The organism is Oryzifoliimicrobium ureilyticum (genome assembly GCF_037199735.1).
In the GTDB taxonomy this organism is placed as follows: domain Bacteria; phylum Pseudomonadota; class Alphaproteobacteria; order Rhizobiales; family Rhizobiaceae; genus Rhizobium; species Rhizobium ureilyticus.
In genome coordinates, this window is the sequence record NZ_JBBBVQ010000026.1 from 15,462 (window position 1) to 34,212 (window position 18,751).

Genomic DNA, 18,751 nt, shown 5'->3' on the forward strand with positions numbered 1-18,751 from the left:
TATGAAAGTTAGGTGGGGCCGTCGGACGAATCACAATGACGTCGAACGGGGAAGATGCAGAACGAAATTGATCCCGGTCTTTGAACTGACTTTTTCGGCCGTGAACCGTCCGAACCAGTGATGCTTTATAAACCACTGCGCGACCGCTTCGTCATATAACTCTGTGATAAAAGTGACGATGGTTGTCTGCAGTTCCAACATAATTTCTTCAGAGGTCAGTCTCGCGGTAGATATGAACTTCTGTTTTTTCTTGGCTGGCGTCTTGCCATCAGACACATAGAGAGTGATGCGAGGTTGATCATATTGACTCACTCGGATTTTTAAACGACGTGGCTTTCGAGCATCGAAATCTGTCTCGATAGCCTTCAAGATCGCCGTGACTTCCTCTTCCGATATGTTTACTTCGGGCAGGACATCCTCGACCGGTTGTAGCTGATCTCCAAATACCGACTGTGTCACTTCGGAAGAATATTCGGCATAGGTCAAATGTTTGACAGGGAGTTTCTCAAGCCAGGCGCGTCGAGTGCGGATGGCCATTTCTCGGGCACGAGCATCCCCATATTTTCGGATTGAGAATTGGGCCTTGTTTTGACCATCATTCGTCAGAAGCGTTACTTGCCAGACTTCCTGACCCCGAAATTCGGTCTTTCTTACGCCAGATATTCCACTGTTATTCGTCGACTTTAACAGAACCGCCTGTTCGTGATTTGTCCGTGGCGGCAGGGCCGAGATGATTGCATCCCGAAAGGCCACGGCTTCGGCGAGACTGGCCTGTTCCGAGCCATATATGCTGTCTTTGAATGTACGCCTGATAAGACGGCCGCGTCGCCTGAGGTTCACGCACCAGCCATCACCTCTGTTTGCCTGCGCCAGTTCACGGATAATCGCATAGCCTGCGCGGTCGCCAGGACGACCGTTAACGAGATCGTCCGTCTTGTGATTGTTCAGCGAGATGTCTTCCAAAAGTTCAACCACCTGATGCTGTCTTAAGGTGGAAATCATCCGCGTCTAATCTAGGTTGCTTGTTGATATACGCAACGGACGAATGGCAGAAAGTGGGCTACATCCTTTATTTTGACACAATCTACCATTGATTTCTGGCGCAAATTTGTTCAACCGACGACCTAGAGTATAAGTAATTCCTGAATTTAGAGGGTTATGATGACCGAACAGCCATCGTCTTCCGATTTCATCCAGGCAAGTCGAATTCTAAAGGTTAAGTCTCCCCTCGGCCAGGATGTCATACTGCCTGAACGCCTGCAGGTTGAAGAAGGAGTCAACAACCTCTTCGATATAAGGCTGTTCTTTCGCGTCAAGCGAGAGTCGCTACAGCCTCAGGAACTGATTGGCAGGCTGCTTGATGTGTCCGTTGAAGTCCAGCAAGGTCAAGGCGACGATGGCGGTGTAAGGCGGCCATTCAACGGCCTGGTAACAGCTCTTGACGAAGGACCTCCGGTCACACGGGGACTCCGTTCCTACTCACTGACTTTACGACCTCAGATGTGGCTTCTCTCCCAGAGAAGCGATTGCCGTATCTGGATGGACAAGACATCGATCGATGTCGTCGAGACCTTGTTCGCCGAGCATGGCTTGCCAGCGCCAGATGTGTCAGGGGTTATAACACCACCACGTTCCCTCCATTACAGCGTCCAATGGGCGGAAGATGACCTTTCTTATCTTCTAAGGCGATTCGAGGAAGACGGATTATTCTACTGGTTTAGCCATGAGGATGGCAGCCATAAGCTGAATGTTGCAGACACCGCCAATGGCTGGCTTGGACCTTCGCCTTCTGCACAAGGCGAAGGAAAGGTGCGCCTGGCGCAGGGTTCATCTGACCGCAACCACATCACAGATTGGGCAAGGCGCTATTCCTATGTTCCCGGTCAAAGAGCCGGGGCAGACTGGAACTTCGAGACGCCAAGCATGGTGCCGGGAACTATGACGCCCTCGTTGGTGCAAATGCCGGACGCAACAAAGCGCGAGCTTTACGAATATCCAGCCCGCATCTCCTCCGTCGCCGAAGCAGAACGCGCCCAGAAGCTGCGGGTACAAGCAAGTGAGGCAGACCATAACAGGGTATTCGGGGCGTCAACCGTTCGCATCCTGGAGGCCGGTCGCCGCTTTACGCCGTACGAAGTAGCTCATCCAGAGCATGAGTACGAAGAGCACGTGATCATCCGCTCGGTTCACACGGTTGTCGACCGCTCTTATGAGACGAATACCAACGAGCCGGAATATACAAACCAATTCGAAGCGATCCCCTCGCGCGTTCCGCTGACGCCCCACCGCAGCACCAAGCGACCACGCATCGAAGGCACACAAGTCGCCATCGTGGCCGGTCCGCAGGGCGAAGAGATTCATCCTGATCAGTACGGGCGCATCAAGGTCTGGTTCCCTTGGGACCGCAAAGCCAAAAAAGACGGGACAGATACTTGCTGGGTTCGTGTCAGCCAGGCATGGGGCGGCGGTACATGGGGAGCGCAAGTGATCCCGCGCATCGGCATGGAAGTGATGGTCGCCTACATTGACGGTGACCCAGACCGACCGGTCGTAACCGGCGTCGTGAACAATCCATCGAACACCGTCCCCTATGATCTGCCTGCCAATAAGACGAGGATGGTCTTGAGGTCCAACACCCATAAGGGGCAAGGCTTCAATGAGATGACGTTCGAGGACGAGAACGGCAAAGAGAACCAGTTCTTCCATGCTCAGAAGGATCAGACGACCCGCGTTCGCAATGACCGGACCAAACGTATCGACCGGCATGAAGTCTCTTCCATCGGCGGCAATCGTGCTGTCGAAGTCTCTGGAAACCAGAAGCACGAGATCGGCGGCTCGGTAAATACCGTCGTTGGTGGTACCGGTCCGATGGCAACGATGGCTCTGGCCGGTGTCATGGGCATTGCCGGAAATACAGCCGGGTTACTCGGTCAGGCGGCACAGATTGCTGGCGTTGGAGGCGGAATAGGATCATTCGTGACATCGATGGCCTCGTCCGCCTTGGGTTTCCTGGGAGCAAGCGGATTATCCGCAAGAGAAGGCGTGGTGTCAGGACCGAGCCCGCGAGCAGATGCTGGCACCGCCCTTGCAAATTCCGGATCAGGCGTTGGCGAAGCAGCTAGTGGCCTGTTTCCGATGTCCGGTATCATGAACACCATTATCGGCGCGTTCCAGTCGACATCCGTTGGCGTTGCCAGGGCCGAACAAATCGGATCGATCCACGTCGTCAATGTCGGCCAGGTGTCTCTTGAGAGTGTCGGCACTTTCAAGAAGATCGCGGTTGGAGACGAATTTGTCATCGAGTGCGGCGATTCCAAACTCGTGATGAAAAAGAACGGAGAGATTCTACTTCTAGGAAAGAAGTTCAACTTCGCGGCAACCGACCATATCCAGCTTTCGAGCGAACTCGTCGATTTGAACTGAGGGTCGTCAGGTGAAACTCGACAATCGCCTGCCATTTCCAGCTCTCGCGTTTCGTCAATTCGATATGAACGGCGACCTCGATTGTGTGGTATCCATGCGAGCGACATTCTTGCACCGCCAGGACGAAGTTCCGGATATCGCATCTGAACAAGAGCCGTTTCATTATGAGGACGTTTATGGAGGCGACCCGCACAAGACGCCTCTCCTGAAGCAATCCGACCTGACACCTGAAAAGCCCGGGACGGATGTCACCTACCTCGGGACATCCTGGGCACCCGGAGGACAGCCAAGCAAATCTTGGGTTGCGTCGATCAAGGTTGGCGACCTCTCAAAAGAGGTTGGAGTCTGCGGAGAGAGATTTTGGCACCCTGTCGTCAAAGAAAAGTGGGCAGGTTTCAAAGCCAAGGAGCCGCTGCGGGTCATCGCCGACTGGAAACTTTCAGAGCCCGCCGAGGTGTTGTCGGTTCCGATATGCTGGTCAAAGGCTTTCGGTGGCGAAATACCCGGGACGGCTGATGAACAGGCGGGCATTCCCATCGACGTTGATCGTCGTAATCCACTTGGATGCGGCATCGTCTCGCTGGAAATGCCGCATGACACACAGCCTGTGCCAGCCCCGCAGATCACAAAGCCAGGATATAAATTGGATTGGAAGGATCGACCGCAGCCTGAAGCGTTCGGACCAATGTCACCATGGTGGATCACCCGGCATCAATATGCGGGTACGTACGACGGCGATTATGTTGAAAAGCGCCATCCACTTTTACCGGAAGATTTCGACGCCAGGTTCTGGATGTGCGCTCATCCCGATCTGGCGTGCCCTTCCTTCCTCAAGGGAGACGAGGCGTATGAACTCACAAATCTCGATCAGGTAAACGCGGTTGCGCGGGGAAGACTGCCTGACCTCACCTTCGGCGTCCGCTGCCAGATTGGGGAAAGAGACGAATGGACTGTGCTGCGCTTGGACGGCATTCACTTCGACTGGAGAAATGACAATCGTATCGTCATGACGTGGCGAGCCCGGTTCCCGCTGCCAGAAGCCGTCGGCGCGGAACTGACGTTGACCAGGGTCTCAGTGAAAAGCAGACCTGCCGATAACCTTGTGGGGGAAACCGCATGAGCATACCGACAGAACCCAGACTCCGCGACCCGGAATATCCAGCACCGTGGACCACGTCGCAACCTCGCGAGGGTCTTCGCGACATAGACGAGGCGAAGATCGTCTCACTCTCGCCCGACATCTGCTTGACGCCCTGCGGGTCCTCGGTTGTGGCGGTGCCTTATCCGATCGTCGACTATTGCGGACATGACATTGGGTACACCAAGTCTGTAAGGCTTAACAAAAAGAAAGCAATGGTTCTAAGGTCTCGCACAAGCCATGTGCACGGAGACAGCCCTGGTGTTCGGAAGGGTATAAAATCAGGTACTGTTGAGGGCGTTTGCGAACCCGTTGGTCATTCGAAAAGTGTCCGGGCGGAAAAGTCCTACTCAATTCGCCATCTCGACCGTTTCTGGATGAATGACAGGAATGCGCCAGGCGAGGCCATCTATGTGAAGAGTACAAAGACCGTTCCCGCACCGAAAGAAGACGATCCGGTTCCCGGATCATTGAGATGGGTAGGGAAATCGGACGAAGGGCGCGTCGTGAGCGATGCTGCGCCTGAGCGCCTGATACCGGGTGCTCAGTACGCATTTTTAGCTCCGCAGCAGGTGCCTCAACCGACGAATCCGGCACCGGCTCCATTCAGACCGGCACCGGCACCGGCTCCTGCTCCCGCGCCACCCAATAATGTTGTACCCATCAGGCCAGGCGTTCAGATCGGAGAGGCTGCGGTAGAAGCCGGGGAAGCAGTGAGGACTGGCGGCGCTCTCGCAAGGGCGATGAAGTGGGGTCCTTGGATTGGGGCAGCTATTCTTTTCCTCACCCCTACCGACACTGCAATGCCTTGGAACGACGAGGTGCCGCAAAACCCCCACGAAGATTGGGTCTTCAGGGAGGCAAGAAGAAGGATCGCTGAAGGAGACGATCAAGACAAGGTTCTAGAATGGTTTCGGGAAAATCGGCGGCGTAAACCAACACAGGAAGTGAAACAACCGCAAGAAGAACCAATAAAGACGCCCACTCCTGCGCCGAACCCGGATAACGTTCGTTCAAAGAAGGACAAAGACGACAAGAAGTGCCTCGTTGGTCCTTACGACGCCATAAGGGATGCTTGCAGCGCGAGAAACGGCTACGCGCACCATGTCGTACAAGACATGACCTATCGGTTGGGAGACCGCAAAGGAAAGGTTACGACAGACCGTATTCCTAAGGCACCAACCGAAGGAGAAGGGATTTCGATTTGTCTCACAGAAGACGAACATAGCAATAAGGAAGGAACAAACGGTGTTCACGTCTGGCTTCGGAAACTTTTGCCGACTGTAGCGAACCCACAATATCCTGCAACCGCCCCAGTAGGTCGCATTCTCAAGGTATCCCAAACCGCGCTCCTGAACGCGGCTAATGATAAGGCATGTGCCGCACTTGCTAACTCGCTGGCGGAGGAACAGGTCAAGCATAAAACTGGAACGCAAGCGCCTGGGCGAATTAAGAATGCCCCGCTACCGAGCGGAGAGACGAAACAGGTCCTCGAAAGAGGATACTATTAATCAGTGAGGCTGGATCATGAGTAAGGACTTCGAAGACGAAGAAGATTTTGAAGAACTTTACGGACCGTGGGAACCTTCCCTTTACAATGCGGTCATGGCGAACGAACGTCACTTCGCGATGCTTGTCGGCGGGCCTCGTTGGGATGATCCGTATACCATCATCCTGAAGCGCGATACCGTTGATCGGACGTTCAGCAGAAGCGATGTCCGCCGTGAGTTGACGGGTATCGAAGTCATGCCGGACGCCAACAGATCGCCGGACGATGAACCTTCTTACGTCGCTCTCAGCATCAGTGGCGATATTTATATCTTTCATCCGGAAATAACCGAGCATTTTATCATACCCGGGACAAAGGCAGAGTCGGAAGATAATCCCGATATCCTGTTTTTTACGATCACGCCAATGGGTGACCAGTTTCTGGTGGCGGGAACACAGGGATGGCTTAAGCTAGGCCATGACAAAACGTGGCAGGATGTGGCTCCAAAAATCGATGTTCCGGATCCATACAGTCCACCTGAATATAGAATCATCGGTGTTGACCAGGAAGATAATCTCTTTCTTGAGGTCAAGGTGACGCCGAGCATGGCGTCTTTCAATCTTTATCCTGGTCACCCCTTATACAGAGACGATATGTCCGATGATGAAAAGGAATCCCTCCAGAAGAAGCTCGATGAGGAATATGAAACGTACCCAGTCCTTACCAAATTGTATACGGGTAAGCCTGGAAACTGGAAGAAGCATGATCTTCCTGATCGTATCGCCGAGGTGAAACAAGATTCGGCCAGTCTTTCAAACGTCTGCAGGGACAAGCAAGGATTTTACTACGTCCTGGGCGACAAGGGACTGATTATGAAGGGAAGCGCCGCGACGGGCTTCAGCGACATCTCCTTTGCTGGGGACAGGAACACACGGATCAGCTTCGGCGAATTTCTCGGTGACAGAATGATCGTCACCACCCATGACGGCGTGTCCCAGTTCGACGGTCACATGCTGTCGCCGTTCGTTCCCAAGATCAAGGTTAACAGCCCTCCTTATCTCGTTCAAACCAGCAACCTGCAGATCGAGGGAGGCAAAGCATATCTCTTCGATTATCAGCTTCGATATTTCTGGACGGATGGGGCCACCTGGGGGCAGTACGATATTCCAAAGGAACTGAGCGAGCGGCCGTTCAAAGGTAACCCTCCTCGTAAATAAGGCTGGGAAAATCCGCGTGGGCCACTGTTCGGTTGCTCAGTCCATAAAGCAGCCGAGCATCAAAGGCGAAAGCTAAAGCGGCTGCAACAATGAAGCGGAGCCTACTCCGTGTTGAATAGCGCAGTAGAAGACGACGACAGAACAGGCTCGGAGAACTCACCTTAACCGTAACCGCTGTTCCACTCCCACATTGTCGTTTTCCGCCTGATTTGTGATCGAGGTTTCAGTGGATAAAGAACGGGAGTTTCTCTATGGAGACCTCATCAGAGTTTCTCACAACCAGAGAGCCTCGACGTGAGATTCACCGAGATTGGCCTGATGAGATCAAGGCGAAGATCGTTTCGGAAAGCTTGAGGCCTGGCGCGACGGTCAAGGAAGTTACCCAGAGATAGGGGTTGCGAGCCAAGAGCCTTAACACTTGGCGGACGATGGCGCGGCAGGGCAAACTGATCCTGCCAGCACCTGAGGACCCGCTAGACTTCGCGACGGTGATCGTTGATCCACCAGTTTCTGAGCATCGGCCGAAAGCGATTGGCAAGAGCTATGCGGCCACAGCTTCTCAGCCTCGATGACACCTGCCGCGCAAAGCAGACGACAATTGCCTCCAGGAACTGCGGTGGATCTATGATCGCCGGGAATTGTCAGAGGCCAAGAGCGATCTCGCTGCTTGGCTGAGGAAATGGTCACCGCGATATCCCAAACTCGCCAGCTGGGCGGAGGAGACCATCGAGGAGACGTTCACCTTTTACAGGCTGTCTCGCCAGCACCACAAACACATGAGGTCAACGAACATGCTCGAGCATTTCAACGAGGAGATCAAACGCAGGAAGATCGTGCTACGTATCTTTCCCAACAAAGACAGTTGCCTAAGCCTCATCCGCTTGCTCGGAGGAAAATAACGTCGTATGGGCAAAGATCACGGAAAGCGGCTCACGCGATAAGGCTTTGGTGATTTTCCATCATTGGAACGCCACCGGTCGCAATCGGCAAATCGCGAAATGTTTGTCGCAGAGCGGAATTGCAGTAGTCGAGATTGCCATGCCCTATCACATGGCGCGGAGCCGTCGCGGCTCGCTTTATGCTGATTACATGCTCAGCGCCGGCCTCTGTCGAACCATCCAGTCTATCAAGCAGGCAGTATGGCATGGGCGAAAGCTAGTTGAGTGGCTGAAGTCTGAAGGCTACCGAGACATATCGGTCCTCGGCATGAGCCTCGGTTCGTGGGTTGCGGGCTTGGTCGCGGCACATGAGCCGGCCGCAAGAGCCTTGAGCCTGCGCTCAGCCTTGCCGATCTGCGCAAAGCTTGGGCTCCTGAACCTGAAGGAGGGACACGGTTGTTTTGCCCGAGCTGTCGCAGCGCCTCATCCAGAAGCTGGCCGACGCCGGAACTAATCCGAGGGTTCTAGACCTCAACTGCGGGCATTACTCGCTCAGTATGCCGCCCTACATTCTGATGGCGGGCTAGAGGCTCAGGAGGTTCTTCAAGCGGTCTCGGACTTCATAGCTAAACTTGTCAGCGGAACTTGTGAGGATATGAATAATTGGATATGACTATATCCTCTAAAGGATATGCCCATGCCGCTTTATATCAAGGATCCGGAAGTGGATAAGCTTACAGAAGAGCTTATCACTCTCACAAAGACATCCAAGGTTGATGCCGTGAAAACGGCCTTGAAACACGAGATCGCCAACCGTAAGGGCAGCTTGTCCATCCGCGAACGGCTTGCAAAGTCTCTGCAGATGGCCCGCGCTGCCGGACCATTTGCATCGGGCGACCATAAACGCGAAACCGACGAAATGTGGGGCGAGGACTGATGCTGTTCGTCGACGCATCCGTGATCGTGGCAATCCTTGCCGAGGAAGAGGACCGTGACGCACTGCTAGACCGCCTTGGACAGGACCCAGGGCCTTTCTATGTGTCTTCTGTCGTCCGCATGGAGGCCTCGCTTTCGCTGACGCGGCGCAAGGCAGAGGCAAGTGGCCGGGACAAGCCGGCGTCACCTGAAATGCTCGCGGATGCTCGCCGGTTGGTTGACCAGTTCATTTCTGATCTGGAGGCCAAAGAGATCATGATCAGCGGCGATGTCGGCACAAAAGCGCTCGACGCGGCGCAGGACTTCGGAAAGATCGTAAATCATCCGGCAAAGCTCAACATGGGAGACTGCTTCTCCTACGCATGTGCCAGAGCCTACAGAACCAAGGTTGCCTATAAGGGCAACGACTTCGCCCTGACCGATATCGGTTGGTAAGGTCTGAGCGGTTCCGGACCGCATAGAGCGCACTGATATCAGCGGGGCTTTCGCTGCCGCCGCTCTTGCAGCGGCCATGGGTTCCCGAGAGCAGAAGTCACGGCAGAGGTCGGTGGAATAAACTATGCCTTCCCATCCGGCTACCGCGCAAGCGCCTCCAAAGGCAGTCTCTAAGTTGAGGCTTCCCTGCCTGAATGGGGCCATGGCAACCTACCAAACCGGGTTGGGACGATCATCTTCAAATTTTGGTCCACGACACGCGCGAACAGAACATAGCCGAGTTATGGATAGGCTTTATGATGGATCGCCCTGGGTTTCGGGAAAGCCTGACACGATCGTGAGGAAGTACCGATCAGAGCCAAACTTCGTCGTTCGGGAAACGGCTTCCGGAGAAGATTGTATTCCTTCCGGATCAAGATATCAGTTCAATGCCTGAAGGCTTTTTGGTCTGCAGCAGGCCAGGGCCACCAATTTTCCCTTATGCATCCTGCAAGCACTATTTCGTCCAAGATCATCAGAGATGGCAATCACCTTCGGGCGCTAGTTTGTCAGGGATTGTTGGTCAATCCGCAGCCGCGCGAAGCAATATCTCGATCATCACAAAGAGTAGCCCAACTGACCGATCGCGGCATTCGCCCGTTTGCCAAGATTGATATAGAGCTGCACAGCCCTCATGCGGTCTTCGTACGAATACATGAACTATCTCCTAGTGGTGCAAGTTTTCGTCCGCATCTCCGACACAGACAAGTGACCGCGAGAGGTGGTAACCGCCGTAGGTTTCGACTGAATTGTGAAAGTCTCGTTTCGGGGCGCTTCGATGCGATAATCGGGCGTGAGACAGAAAAGACCGCCCTGGTTTTGAACGGTCGATCTTTGCATTTCGAAAGGGCCGTTCTGGTACTGACGCAATTTTCCTCAATCGCTTTAAGTGTTTAGAGCTTTCAACGATAGCACCAAGGTCATCGGATTTGCCGGTGACGCTGAAAATTCAAAATGTTCATAGAAGGCCTTGACCTCCTCAGAGATCGCGTGAACCAGAAGGCCGCGAATACCCATGATGTGGGCCGCCTGTCCGGTGCGGAGCACGGCGTCTTGCAGGACCGCGGGGCCGATGCCTTTTCCCTGCCAGCTGCGATCTATCGCCAGTCGACCAAGCACCGCCATCGGAACGGGATCGGGCATATTGCGCCGGATCGTTCCTGGGGCTTTTGAGAATGCGAGGGCTCCCGATGATAGGCAATAATAACCGACAACGCGCTCGCCTTTACAAACGACATAGGGTCGCGAGGCGCCGCTGACCTGATTGGCCCGCGCGCGGCGGCGCGGCCATTCATCAAGACTGTCGTGCCCGCTGTTGAATAAGTGTAGATCGTGCGCTTCACCCAGAAGCACCGGTGCCGATAACATTACGGCTGCCAGGGCTTTGGAGCGTTCATCAATCGTTCGAAGCCCTCGCCGCTTGGTGGCTGGTCGAGGACGGCGAGATAATATTCATAGCTGTCCGAATCGACCTGCACGGTCGACAAGCGCGTCTTCGGCGGCCCGACGCGCGGCAGTCGATCATAAAATCCGAGCGGGTTTTCCCGTGGACTTTGGCGGCACGGTCGAACAGGCCGCGAACGTCCTCAAGAACCTTAAGATTGACGGGCCGCTTATGGGTATCGCTGGCGTTTTTGTTGACCATGATATTCTTCCTTTCAAATCGATGTAGCACCAACCCGTGCACAATGTGTATCTCCTTCCTACGGTATTGCGCGTCGATGGCATGACTCGGCCCTTTACCCCCTTTCGGGGATAGGCGTCGATCATTTCCGTGGCGAACGCATCCAGCGTCAGCCCGGGGACCAACCCGGCGTGCAGCCCAAGGAAGCTGCGATAGCCGGTTTCGGAGAGGTACTGCTTGTCAAAGTCGACCGCATCGGCGCTGGAATTCATCCGAGGTCTTTACTGCGATCCGATGCCGAATATCCCACCAGTCTCGATCCGCACATTCATGCTTTGCGCTTCGATGGTGAAGCTGCCGGTCTGCCCCCATAGCGGAATGTCCCCAACAGCGGTTACAGTCGGGCACCATATAGCCCGGCGCGTCCCGCCGACCAGAATGCCAGATTCTCTTATGATGCAGAGCCTCTGTTGTTCCTTAGGCCTGCTGCACCGCTAGTAGATTTACATTTCCAGGACCAAGTTCGCTGATGGATGCTCAGTGTGTTCAGACTAAAGCGCGCGAATACCTTGGGCCCTACTGGCGTAACTTCTTTGTGACCCGAGGAAGCTCAACTGGCCCTTAGTTGATGGCGTTCCTGGTCTGAAACCGATAATGAAGTATTCTGACTGGCACGGCAGTAAAACATAGCACGCGCGCTCCTCAGGAACTATTGGAGACCACACGAAATGAGCCTGGAAGAGCCGCTGTCGGGCGACTGCATTATTGAAGCGGGAACCGTCCTGTGCGGCGTGCTACCCGACGGCACCATGTCCATATGTCACAATGCAGCAATACGTGTCGTGAGCGGCGTGATCGAGCAGATCGCGCCTCTTGCTGCCTTTGCCCAAGACAACGATCATCTTCCTCGCTTCGGATCTCCCGACATGATCGCTATGCCTGGATTGGTCAACAGCCATCACCACTTCGGGATTACGCCGTTGATGCAGGGCGTACCCTTTGCTCCTCTGGAGTTATGGCTGCCGCAATTTCGGGCGATGCGCCAGATCGATGTCCGGTTGGACACGCTCTATTCCGCGATCGAGATGCTGGAAAGCGGAACGACGATGGTGCAGCATATCAATAGCGGTCTCACCGGCGCACCGGAGGACTGGATGGCGACGGCAAACGCTACGCTTGGCGCATACAGAGAGATAGGGATGCGCGCCGGCTTTTCCTTTATGATCCGCGACCGCAACCTTCTGACCTACGACGAGGACGCAAAGGTCCTAGCCGCCCTGCCGGATTCCGTCCGAGGGTGGATCGCGCCCAGACTAGACGCATCCAACATCCCTCTTGCAGATATGATGGCATTTCACCATGCGCTCAAAGAAAGCTGGTTTGAGACTAGACCGGATCATGTCCGGATCAATCTCGCCCCCGCCAATCTGCACTGGTGCACGGACGAATGCCTGCAGACGATTTTCGAGACCGCGCGCGAAACCAGTTCTCAGGTCCATATGCATCTTCTAGAAACCGAGCGGCAATCCCGCTTCGCTCACAAAAATTTCGGGCACAGCGCCGTTCAGCATTTGAAGGCGCTTGAGTGCCTGGGTCCAAACGTCACGCTCGGCCACGGCAACTGGATGAATCGAGAGGACCTCGACATCGTCGCCGAGTGCGGCTGCAGCATATGCCATAACGCATCATCCGGCCTGCGGCTCGGTAGCGGCATCGCCCCTGTCAACGAGATGCGCCGCCGCCGCATTCCAGTTGCGCTCGGAATAGACCAGTCGAATATAGCTGACGATCGCGATATGACGCTGGAAATGAAGCTCGTCTGGGCACTGCACCGCGAGACAGGCATGTGGAATGACCGTCCTGATTCTGGTTCCGTGCTGCAGATGGCGACGGAGCATGGCGCCAGAACCATCGGCTTTGGCGGCTTCACCGGCAGGCTCGAACCAGGTTTTCAAGCCGATATTGTGCTCATGGATCGCCGCAAAATTGGACGACCGCATGTAAATCCTCGGACACCGGTGGCTGACAGTGTCCTGCATCGCGGCGGTCGGCATGCCGTCACTCAGGTGTTCGTTGGAGGTCGTCTGGTCGTTGATGACGGAAAGGTTATCACCATCGACCGCGACGCGGTGCTTGCAGAACTGGCCGAACGATTGCAACGAGCTGAAACGCAAGAAGAGCGGCGAGCCTGGGATGCGATATATGGCCTGATTCCTCATCTTGAAGCATATCACCGCACATTCACGGCAACAGGCGAATATCGTCCATATCACTACAACGCGATGGCGAAGAAAGACTGAAGAAAGACTAGAGGAAGAACGTTTCAACAATACGCAGAGCAAGGTGGCGCTCGTTACATCGCCTGAGACCGAGCAGGCTGGATGGCTCTTCCAAGGGCCGGAGTACGCTCCAAATCGGACATCAAAGGCGGCATTTCGTTCACAGGATGCCTACAGCCTCGACAACATCGCGCAACGCAATCGGCTTCTGAAGCCTTTGCACCTCAGTCAGTTCCTCCGGTATCACTTCTGGATCGTAGCCTGTCAGAAACAGGAACGGGATGCCACGACGAGTGAGCCTGCGCGCGATATCGAATTTTGGGCCGCCTGCGCCCAGATTGAGATCGAGAACGACCGCGCTTGGAGTCTCGTCCTGAAGCAGACGCACTGCGTCTTCCTCTGTAGCACAGGGGCCAAGTACCATCGCTCCCGCACTGCGCAGTGCCGCTGCCGTGTCAGACGCGACGTAATAGTCGTCTTCGATCACCAAAACTGTTTTACCGCTGAGGTCCGTTGCTCCGGTCATGTCCAGCCTTCCTTCGTAAATCTTCGTTGGCATCGGCGCGTCTGTCTCGAGAATGCTCTCGGCTTCGCGGAGCGGAAACTCGATATGGCAGCGAGCTCCTTCCATGGCAATCGTCGTTTTCCCTATTCCACGAAGCTCGTAAGGGATTTTCGTTTCGATCAGCTCCGACCCAAAGCCGTGACGGGTCGGCGGCGGTCTCGGCGGAGCACCCTCCTCGACCCAGTCGATGGCGAGCTATGCCTTTTCCCTCTTTTCGAAGAGCTTCCAGCGCACGAAGATTTTTCCACCGCTGACCGACAACGCTCCATACTTCAGGGCATTCGTGGAAAGTTCATGAAAGGCGAGCGTCAGGACTTCGACCGCTTTGGGCGACAGCATGATGTCGGGGCCGGTCAGTTCGTACTGACTCTCCGAATGCGCTTGTGCACTAATCTCGCTTTCAAGAATGCTGCGCAGCGATCCGCCTGCATTGTCCTGGCGGGTCAACAGCGTCTGCACGCGAGCCAGAGCAAGCAAGCGACCAGCGAGCGATGTCCTGTAATCTTCGACGTCAACCGCACCGTCGGCGGACCTGACTACCGTCGATCGGATCATGGCCATGATGTTCCGTACCCGGTGCTGCAGCTCGGCCAGCAACACGCCCTGGTGCTCAGTCAGCAGCTTGGCCTCGGTCACGTCCTCGGCGAGACCGCCAATGCGCTCCACCCGGCCTTGAGTATCAAAGAGTGGGAAATCAGTATTCCTGATCCATCTGAATGTCCCGTTATCGTGCCGCTGAATTCGAAATTCGTGTACCACCGCTTCTCCATGGCGCGCCTCTCCAATACGCCTGAGCGCGACCTCACGATCCTCCGGCAGGATCAGCGCTGCCCAACGCGTCATGTCACCGAGGAATGCGTTGGGCTCGACCCCGTAGATACGTGCAATAGCCGGGCTAACATACTCCATCGCCAGTGTCTCGGCGTCGCGTATCCACATGCCGGCCGCGGATGCCTTGGCGAACTGCTGGAAACGCGCTTCGCTGTCGCGCAGAGCAGTTTCGGACCGAGCGCGCTCGATCGCCGTCCACGTGCGTTCCGTGGCTTCCTCGATTAATTGGATTTCGTTGTCGGTCCACGCTCGGGTCGTGGCCGTGGCGGCCGTCAAAGCCCAAAACATATCCTTCTCGCCCGCGCCTAGTCCGAGGCAAATCAGAGCGCGAACATGGACTGTTTTAAGCGACTGCCGTACCGCATCGGACAGCGTTCCGTCTTCGATATACTGGACAACCAGGGTGCTGCCAGTGATGTGTCGGATGCCCTCGGAGAAGTCTACGTGACGATAGTTGCCCACCATCGGCGCAAGGTCCTCGCGGCGATATTCGGCCGTGACATGGCTCTCGCCGCGCCCATAGTCCAGTCCGGTGATGTAAACTCGATCTGCGCCGATATGGCTAGCAATTAGGCCAAGCGCGGTGCGCTCGATTTCACGCTCGTCCGCGAGCGCGCGAAGCGTGTCGCTGAGCCGTAGAAGAAAGGCCTGCCGCTCCCCGCGTTGGCGTGCCAGAATCTCGGCTCGCTTGCGCTCAGTGATGTCGGCGAACACGCTGGCAACCAGGCGGCTGCCGCGCTCTCCGATGACGCACGCGTAGACTGAGTACCACCGATCACTGTCTGGATGATATTGCTCGAACCGGACCGGATCACCAGAACGAACGACGGCATCGTAGGTAGCGAGCCACGTCGGAGCCGAAGCCGGTGCATACTCGCTACCGAGCTTACCGGTAGGATCGCGTTGTCCAGTCTGCCTGAGGAAGGCTGGATTGACTTGGACATAAAGGCAATCCCGCGGCGCGCCGTCCGCACCGTAGAGAATTTCCAGTACGCAAAATCCTTCGTCGATGCCCTCGAACAAGGTGCGATACTTGTCTTCACTGGCACGCAGCGCTTCCTCGGCACGCCTGCGCATGTCGATGTCGATATTCAGGCCGACCCATTTCGCGATGTCGCCCCGTTCATTGAGCAGCGGCGCGGCAAGAACGTTAGTCCAGCGCCACCCACCGTCCGGGGCGCGAAGGCGAAACTCGGCGTTGACTTGCCTGCGTGTCGCCATCGCCTCTCGCCATTGTCGCTCGGCATAGGCGCGGTCGTCAGAGTGGATCGCGTTCATTCAGCCATAGCCAAGCCATTCTTCGAGCGTTTGGCCGGTATAGGCTCGCCAGCTCGGGCTGTCGCCGACAACCACGCCGCTGGCGTCAGTCTCCCAGACCGCCTGCGCCCAAGTTTCGATTAGTAGACGGTTTCGAGTGTCGCTCTCGCGCAGGACAGCCTCGACGGCAGACGCTATTTGTTCGGCTATCTTCAGACGCCGCTCTAATTCGTCGCTTGAAATCGGTTCGTTGGCCATGACAACAGTTTCCTACACGATCGCAGCATGCCCGGTTTTTGGGTTAACGCACAACTAGCTCAGATGGCGACTTTCGTCGGCGGGCGGCAGCGGGCATGTCCGAACGCGTAAGGGCGTCGAATGTTCGTGCTTCTGAGGCGTTTGCCCGTCGGACCTAACAGGTCGTTAGTGGACAATGGCAAGAGCAAGTTTGGTGACCCTGATCCGCGACAGCGCTTCCCATCTCATGCTTGTGCTAATAACATACCCCACTGCGCGAGAAGCCGAACTCCAAAGTCCGTGCTTTACCCTCCCAATGGAAAGAACAGCCCCATAGCCGTCCGAGGTTGGTTTGCGATTTTCGAGGTGCAGGAGTCGCTTTGCAGCGCCTCTTGCCATTGAGATCGCATTCATTTGATATTGATCTGTCCTTTGCCCCACCAATGAACGTATGGCTAAGCTGGCGCCCGCGCCATCTCTATCAGCGCGTGCAGGACGGCGCGCCGGCCTCCGCCCCGTCGTGTTTGGCCGATCTATCGAGGCACTAACTGTTTGGCTAAGTCGGCAAGGATAGACAAGGGAAGCGTGTTCCGCAGCATCAGGCGATCAGGCACCGTCCTGCGCCGGCCACCGGATGCGCAATCGATCAGGGCCATCCTCCAAACAGCCGTTCCAGATGGCGGGATCGAAGGCTGAGCGGATTTCAGCCGCCGCCGGTCTAGTTATCTCACCGAGGCTGACAACCGTGGCATGTCGCCCCCACAGGCTATGGAGCAATACGGGCATCGCCCGGTCTAGCAAACGTCGAGCGACTATAACAGCTGGGTCAAGCCTTTCGGGCCCGTATATGCGCGGGCGATGCGTCATGTAACCTGCCCCAAACTCGCCGGAACTGCCTCGCCGATGAAAACCCTGCCCGTTCGGCAATACTATCCATATCGAGCCTCGATCCGACCACAAGCTCTTTAGCTAGCGCAATGCGCATACGGTTGACATAGTCGATCACGCTCATGCCGGCATGCTCGTTGAAGAGTCTCGACAAATTGCGGGAACTGGCTCCAGCGATCTGCGCAAGCGTCTCCAACGACCAGTCACGCGATGGATCCGAACCAACCGCATCTTGGACCCGGTGAATGGCTGGATGGATATGGTTGCGTCCTTCGAGCCAGGGCGAAAGCTGAGGATCGGCGCCAGCCCGGCGTAAGTATATGACAAGATTGCGGGCAACGGATAATGCAGTTACGTGGCTTACATCGCGCGCAATGACCGCTAGCATCAAATCGATACCCGCCGTGACACCGGCACTCGTCAACCGTTCTCCGTCCTCCACGTAAAGCCTGTTCTCTCTCACTCGCGCCGTCGGTGCAAGACGTGTCAGATCGGGGATCAGGCTGTGATGCGTTGTGCATTCATAGCCTTCGAGCAGGCCGGCACGCGCGGCGAGCAACGCGCCGGAGCAGATCGTCGCAAGGCGGATACCGGACCGCATGGTTCGCCTCAACCAATCAACGATTTTGGCTTCTAGTACGGCGTCCGTGGCTCGCATATCGGTGCCCGCATCCAACGGCTCGTCAACCGCCCCGGACACAACGACAAGGGCACCATCTGGAAGGCTCGCAGGCAGCGGGTTCATAGCCGTCAGGCCAAGCCCGATCGAGCTGAGAACATCGGAGGATGGACCGATATAGGTGACGGAAAATCGAACCGTCGCCTGCTTCATATTCGCTGTTCTCAGAACCTCCATCGGCCCGGCAATATCCAAGAGAAGAGCGCGCGGCGGCACTATCACGAAAACCGGGATCAGCTTCTGCTGCGCGCTTTCCTTCATTCCGCTGCTCTCTCAGGCACCTTGGTGAGCGCTTCTTCAACGGTCGCGATGCGGGCGAAACGGCCCGCCAGTACAAGTTCCGTCCTCGCACGAATTGCCGCGGCACTCCATTCGCGGCCCGACACGTCGGTCATGGGAAATGTAAGCGTCGCCTCGCTGACGTAATCGACCTCGTAACCAAGATCGGAAGCATGCCGAGTTGTCGTCTCGCAGCATTGTTCGGTGCGGATGCCGGAGACGATGATACGACGAATACCTTTCTCTGTCAGCCAAACATCCAGCCCGCTGCCGACCAGGGCGCTGTGTCGGCGCTTGCGGAAGACAGCATCCGGCTCGATGCGCAGCGGCGCTAGCGGACGAACGAGACCGGAGGCTTCGGAAAACGCTCCGGCATCCTCGACATGGAAAATCTGAACGATAGAAATGCCGCCAGCCTTCGCGCCGTCGATTAGCGCCTGCTGACGTTCAATATAAAGCGCCACCTCCGCGTCGCGAAAATAAGGGCGATGACGGAACGATTCCTGAGCATCGATGACAAGAAGTGCGGTCTCGGCGGACATTTTCTGTTATCTCCA

The 18,751-nt window shown here is 55.9% G+C and carries 15 protein-coding genes and 3 pseudogenes; 10 read left to right on the plus strand and 8 right to left on the minus strand.

Annotated features, from left to right (window positions below; translation table 11 throughout):
* Positions 1 to 30 precede the first annotated feature (30 nt).
* Entirely contained in the window at positions 31 to 975 is a 945-nt protein-coding gene (locus VQ830_RS25040; RefSeq protein WP_337270886.1) for a hypothetical protein, read from the minus strand.
* 186 nt (positions 976 to 1,161) lie between these two features.
* Between VQ830_RS25040 and tssI the strand changes: the two genes are divergently transcribed.
* From tssI to VQ830_RS25080, 8 genes and pseudogenes are all read left to right on the plus strand, one after another.
* Positions 1,162 to 3,423 carry a type VI secretion system tip protein TssI/VgrG gene (gene tssI, locus VQ830_RS25045; RefSeq protein ID WP_337270887.1) on the plus strand — a complete coding sequence of 754 codons (2,262 nt, stop codon included), beginning with the start codon at positions 1,162 to 1,164 and terminating at the stop codon, positions 3,421 to 3,423.
* Between the two features lie 10 nt (positions 3,424 to 3,433).
* Complete coding sequence (locus VQ830_RS25050; RefSeq protein ID WP_337270888.1) at positions 3,434 to 4,543, plus strand: DUF2169 family type VI secretion system accessory protein; 1,110 nt, start codon at positions 3,434 to 3,436, stop codon at positions 4,541 to 4,543.
* Positions 4,540 to 6,072, plus strand: coding sequence for a DUF4150 domain-containing protein (locus tag VQ830_RS25055; protein WP_337270889.1), 1,533 nt, complete (start codon positions 4,540 to 4,542; stop codon positions 6,070 to 6,072). Before VQ830_RS25050 ends, VQ830_RS25055 begins: the two co-directional genes overlap by 4 nt.
* Positions 6,073 to 6,088: 16 nt before the next feature.
* Positions 6,089 to 7,267, plus strand: coding sequence for a hypothetical protein (locus tag VQ830_RS25060; protein WP_337270890.1), 1,179 nt, complete (start codon positions 6,089 to 6,091; stop codon positions 7,265 to 7,267).
* A 572-nt stretch (positions 7,268 to 7,839) separates the two neighbouring features.
* Positions 7,840 to 8,154, plus strand: a pseudogene (locus tag VQ830_RS25065) (transposase); the annotation flags it as partial.
* A gap of 1 nt (position 8,155) precedes the next feature.
* A pseudogene (locus tag VQ830_RS25070) lies at positions 8,156 to 8,732 on the plus strand (RcgR family putative quorum lactone hydrolase); the annotation flags it as partial.
* A 110-nt stretch (positions 8,733 to 8,842) separates the two neighbouring features.
* Positions 8,843 to 9,082 (plus strand): type II toxin-antitoxin system VapB family antitoxin, encoded by a 240-nt coding sequence (locus tag VQ830_RS25075; RefSeq protein WP_337270891.1) that lies wholly within the window; start codon positions 8,843 to 8,845, stop codon positions 9,080 to 9,082.
* Positions 9,082 to 9,516 (plus strand): type II toxin-antitoxin system VapC family toxin, encoded by a 435-nt coding sequence (locus VQ830_RS25080; RefSeq protein WP_337270892.1) that lies wholly within the window; start codon positions 9,082 to 9,084, stop codon positions 9,514 to 9,516. Before VQ830_RS25075 ends, VQ830_RS25080 begins: the two co-directional genes overlap by 1 nt.
* A gap of 924 nt (positions 9,517 to 10,440) precedes the next feature.
* Here the strand turns inward: VQ830_RS25080 and VQ830_RS25085 are convergent.
* Together VQ830_RS25085 and VQ830_RS25090 are read right to left on the minus strand one after the other, a co-directional pair.
* On the minus strand, positions 10,441 to 10,923 hold the full coding sequence (locus tag VQ830_RS25085) for a GNAT family N-acetyltransferase (RefSeq protein ID WP_337270893.1): 483 nt from the start codon (positions 10,921 to 10,923) through the stop codon (positions 10,441 to 10,443).
* Positions 10,923 to 11,200: pseudogene (locus VQ830_RS25090) on the minus strand (type II toxin-antitoxin system TacA family antitoxin). Before VQ830_RS25090 ends, VQ830_RS25085 begins: the two are co-directional and overlap by 1 nt.
* 170 nt (positions 11,201 to 11,370) lie before the next feature.
* Between VQ830_RS25090 and VQ830_RS25095 the strand changes: the two are divergent.
* The gene (locus VQ830_RS25095; protein ID WP_337270894.1) at positions 11,371 to 11,553 is read left to right on the plus strand and encodes a hypothetical protein; all 183 of its coding nucleotides are present in this window, start codon (positions 11,371 to 11,373) and stop codon (positions 11,551 to 11,553) included.
* A gap of 354 nt (positions 11,554 to 11,907) precedes the next feature.
* Positions 11,908 to 13,479: an amidohydrolase family protein gene (locus VQ830_RS25100; protein WP_337270895.1), complete on the plus strand. Its 1,572-nt coding sequence runs from the start codon at positions 11,908 to 11,910 to the stop codon at positions 13,477 to 13,479.
* 139 nt (positions 13,480 to 13,618) lie between these two features.
* On the opposite strand, the gene VQ830_RS25105 is transcribed toward VQ830_RS25100, so the two are convergent.
* The 5 genes from VQ830_RS25105 to VQ830_RS25125 all read right to left on the minus strand — a co-directional run bounded on the left by VQ830_RS25105 (position 13,619) and on the right by VQ830_RS25125 (position 18,736).
* Entirely contained in the window at positions 13,619 to 13,984 is a 366-nt protein-coding gene (locus VQ830_RS25105; RefSeq protein WP_337270896.1) for a response regulator, read from the minus strand.
* Positions 13,985 to 14,218: 234 nt separating this feature from the next.
* Entirely contained in the window at positions 14,219 to 16,132 is a 1,914-nt protein-coding gene (locus VQ830_RS25110; protein ID WP_337270897.1) for a PAS domain-containing sensor histidine kinase, read from the minus strand.
* Positions 16,133 to 16,369, minus strand: coding sequence for a PAS domain-containing protein (locus VQ830_RS25115; RefSeq protein ID WP_337270898.1), 237 nt, complete (start codon positions 16,367 to 16,369; stop codon positions 16,133 to 16,135).
* An 805-nt stretch (positions 16,370 to 17,174) separates the two neighbouring features.
* Positions 17,175 to 18,176 carry a GlxA family transcriptional regulator gene (locus VQ830_RS25120; protein ID WP_337270899.1) on the minus strand — a complete coding sequence of 334 codons (1,002 nt, stop codon included), beginning with the start codon at positions 18,174 to 18,176 and terminating at the stop codon, positions 17,175 to 17,177.
* Positions 18,173 to 18,736 (minus strand): isochorismatase family protein, encoded by a 564-nt coding sequence (locus tag VQ830_RS25125; RefSeq protein WP_337270900.1) that lies wholly within the window; start codon positions 18,734 to 18,736, stop codon positions 18,173 to 18,175. Before VQ830_RS25125 ends, VQ830_RS25120 begins: the two co-directional genes overlap by 4 nt.
* Between the last annotated feature and the right edge of the window lie 15 nt (positions 18,737 to 18,751).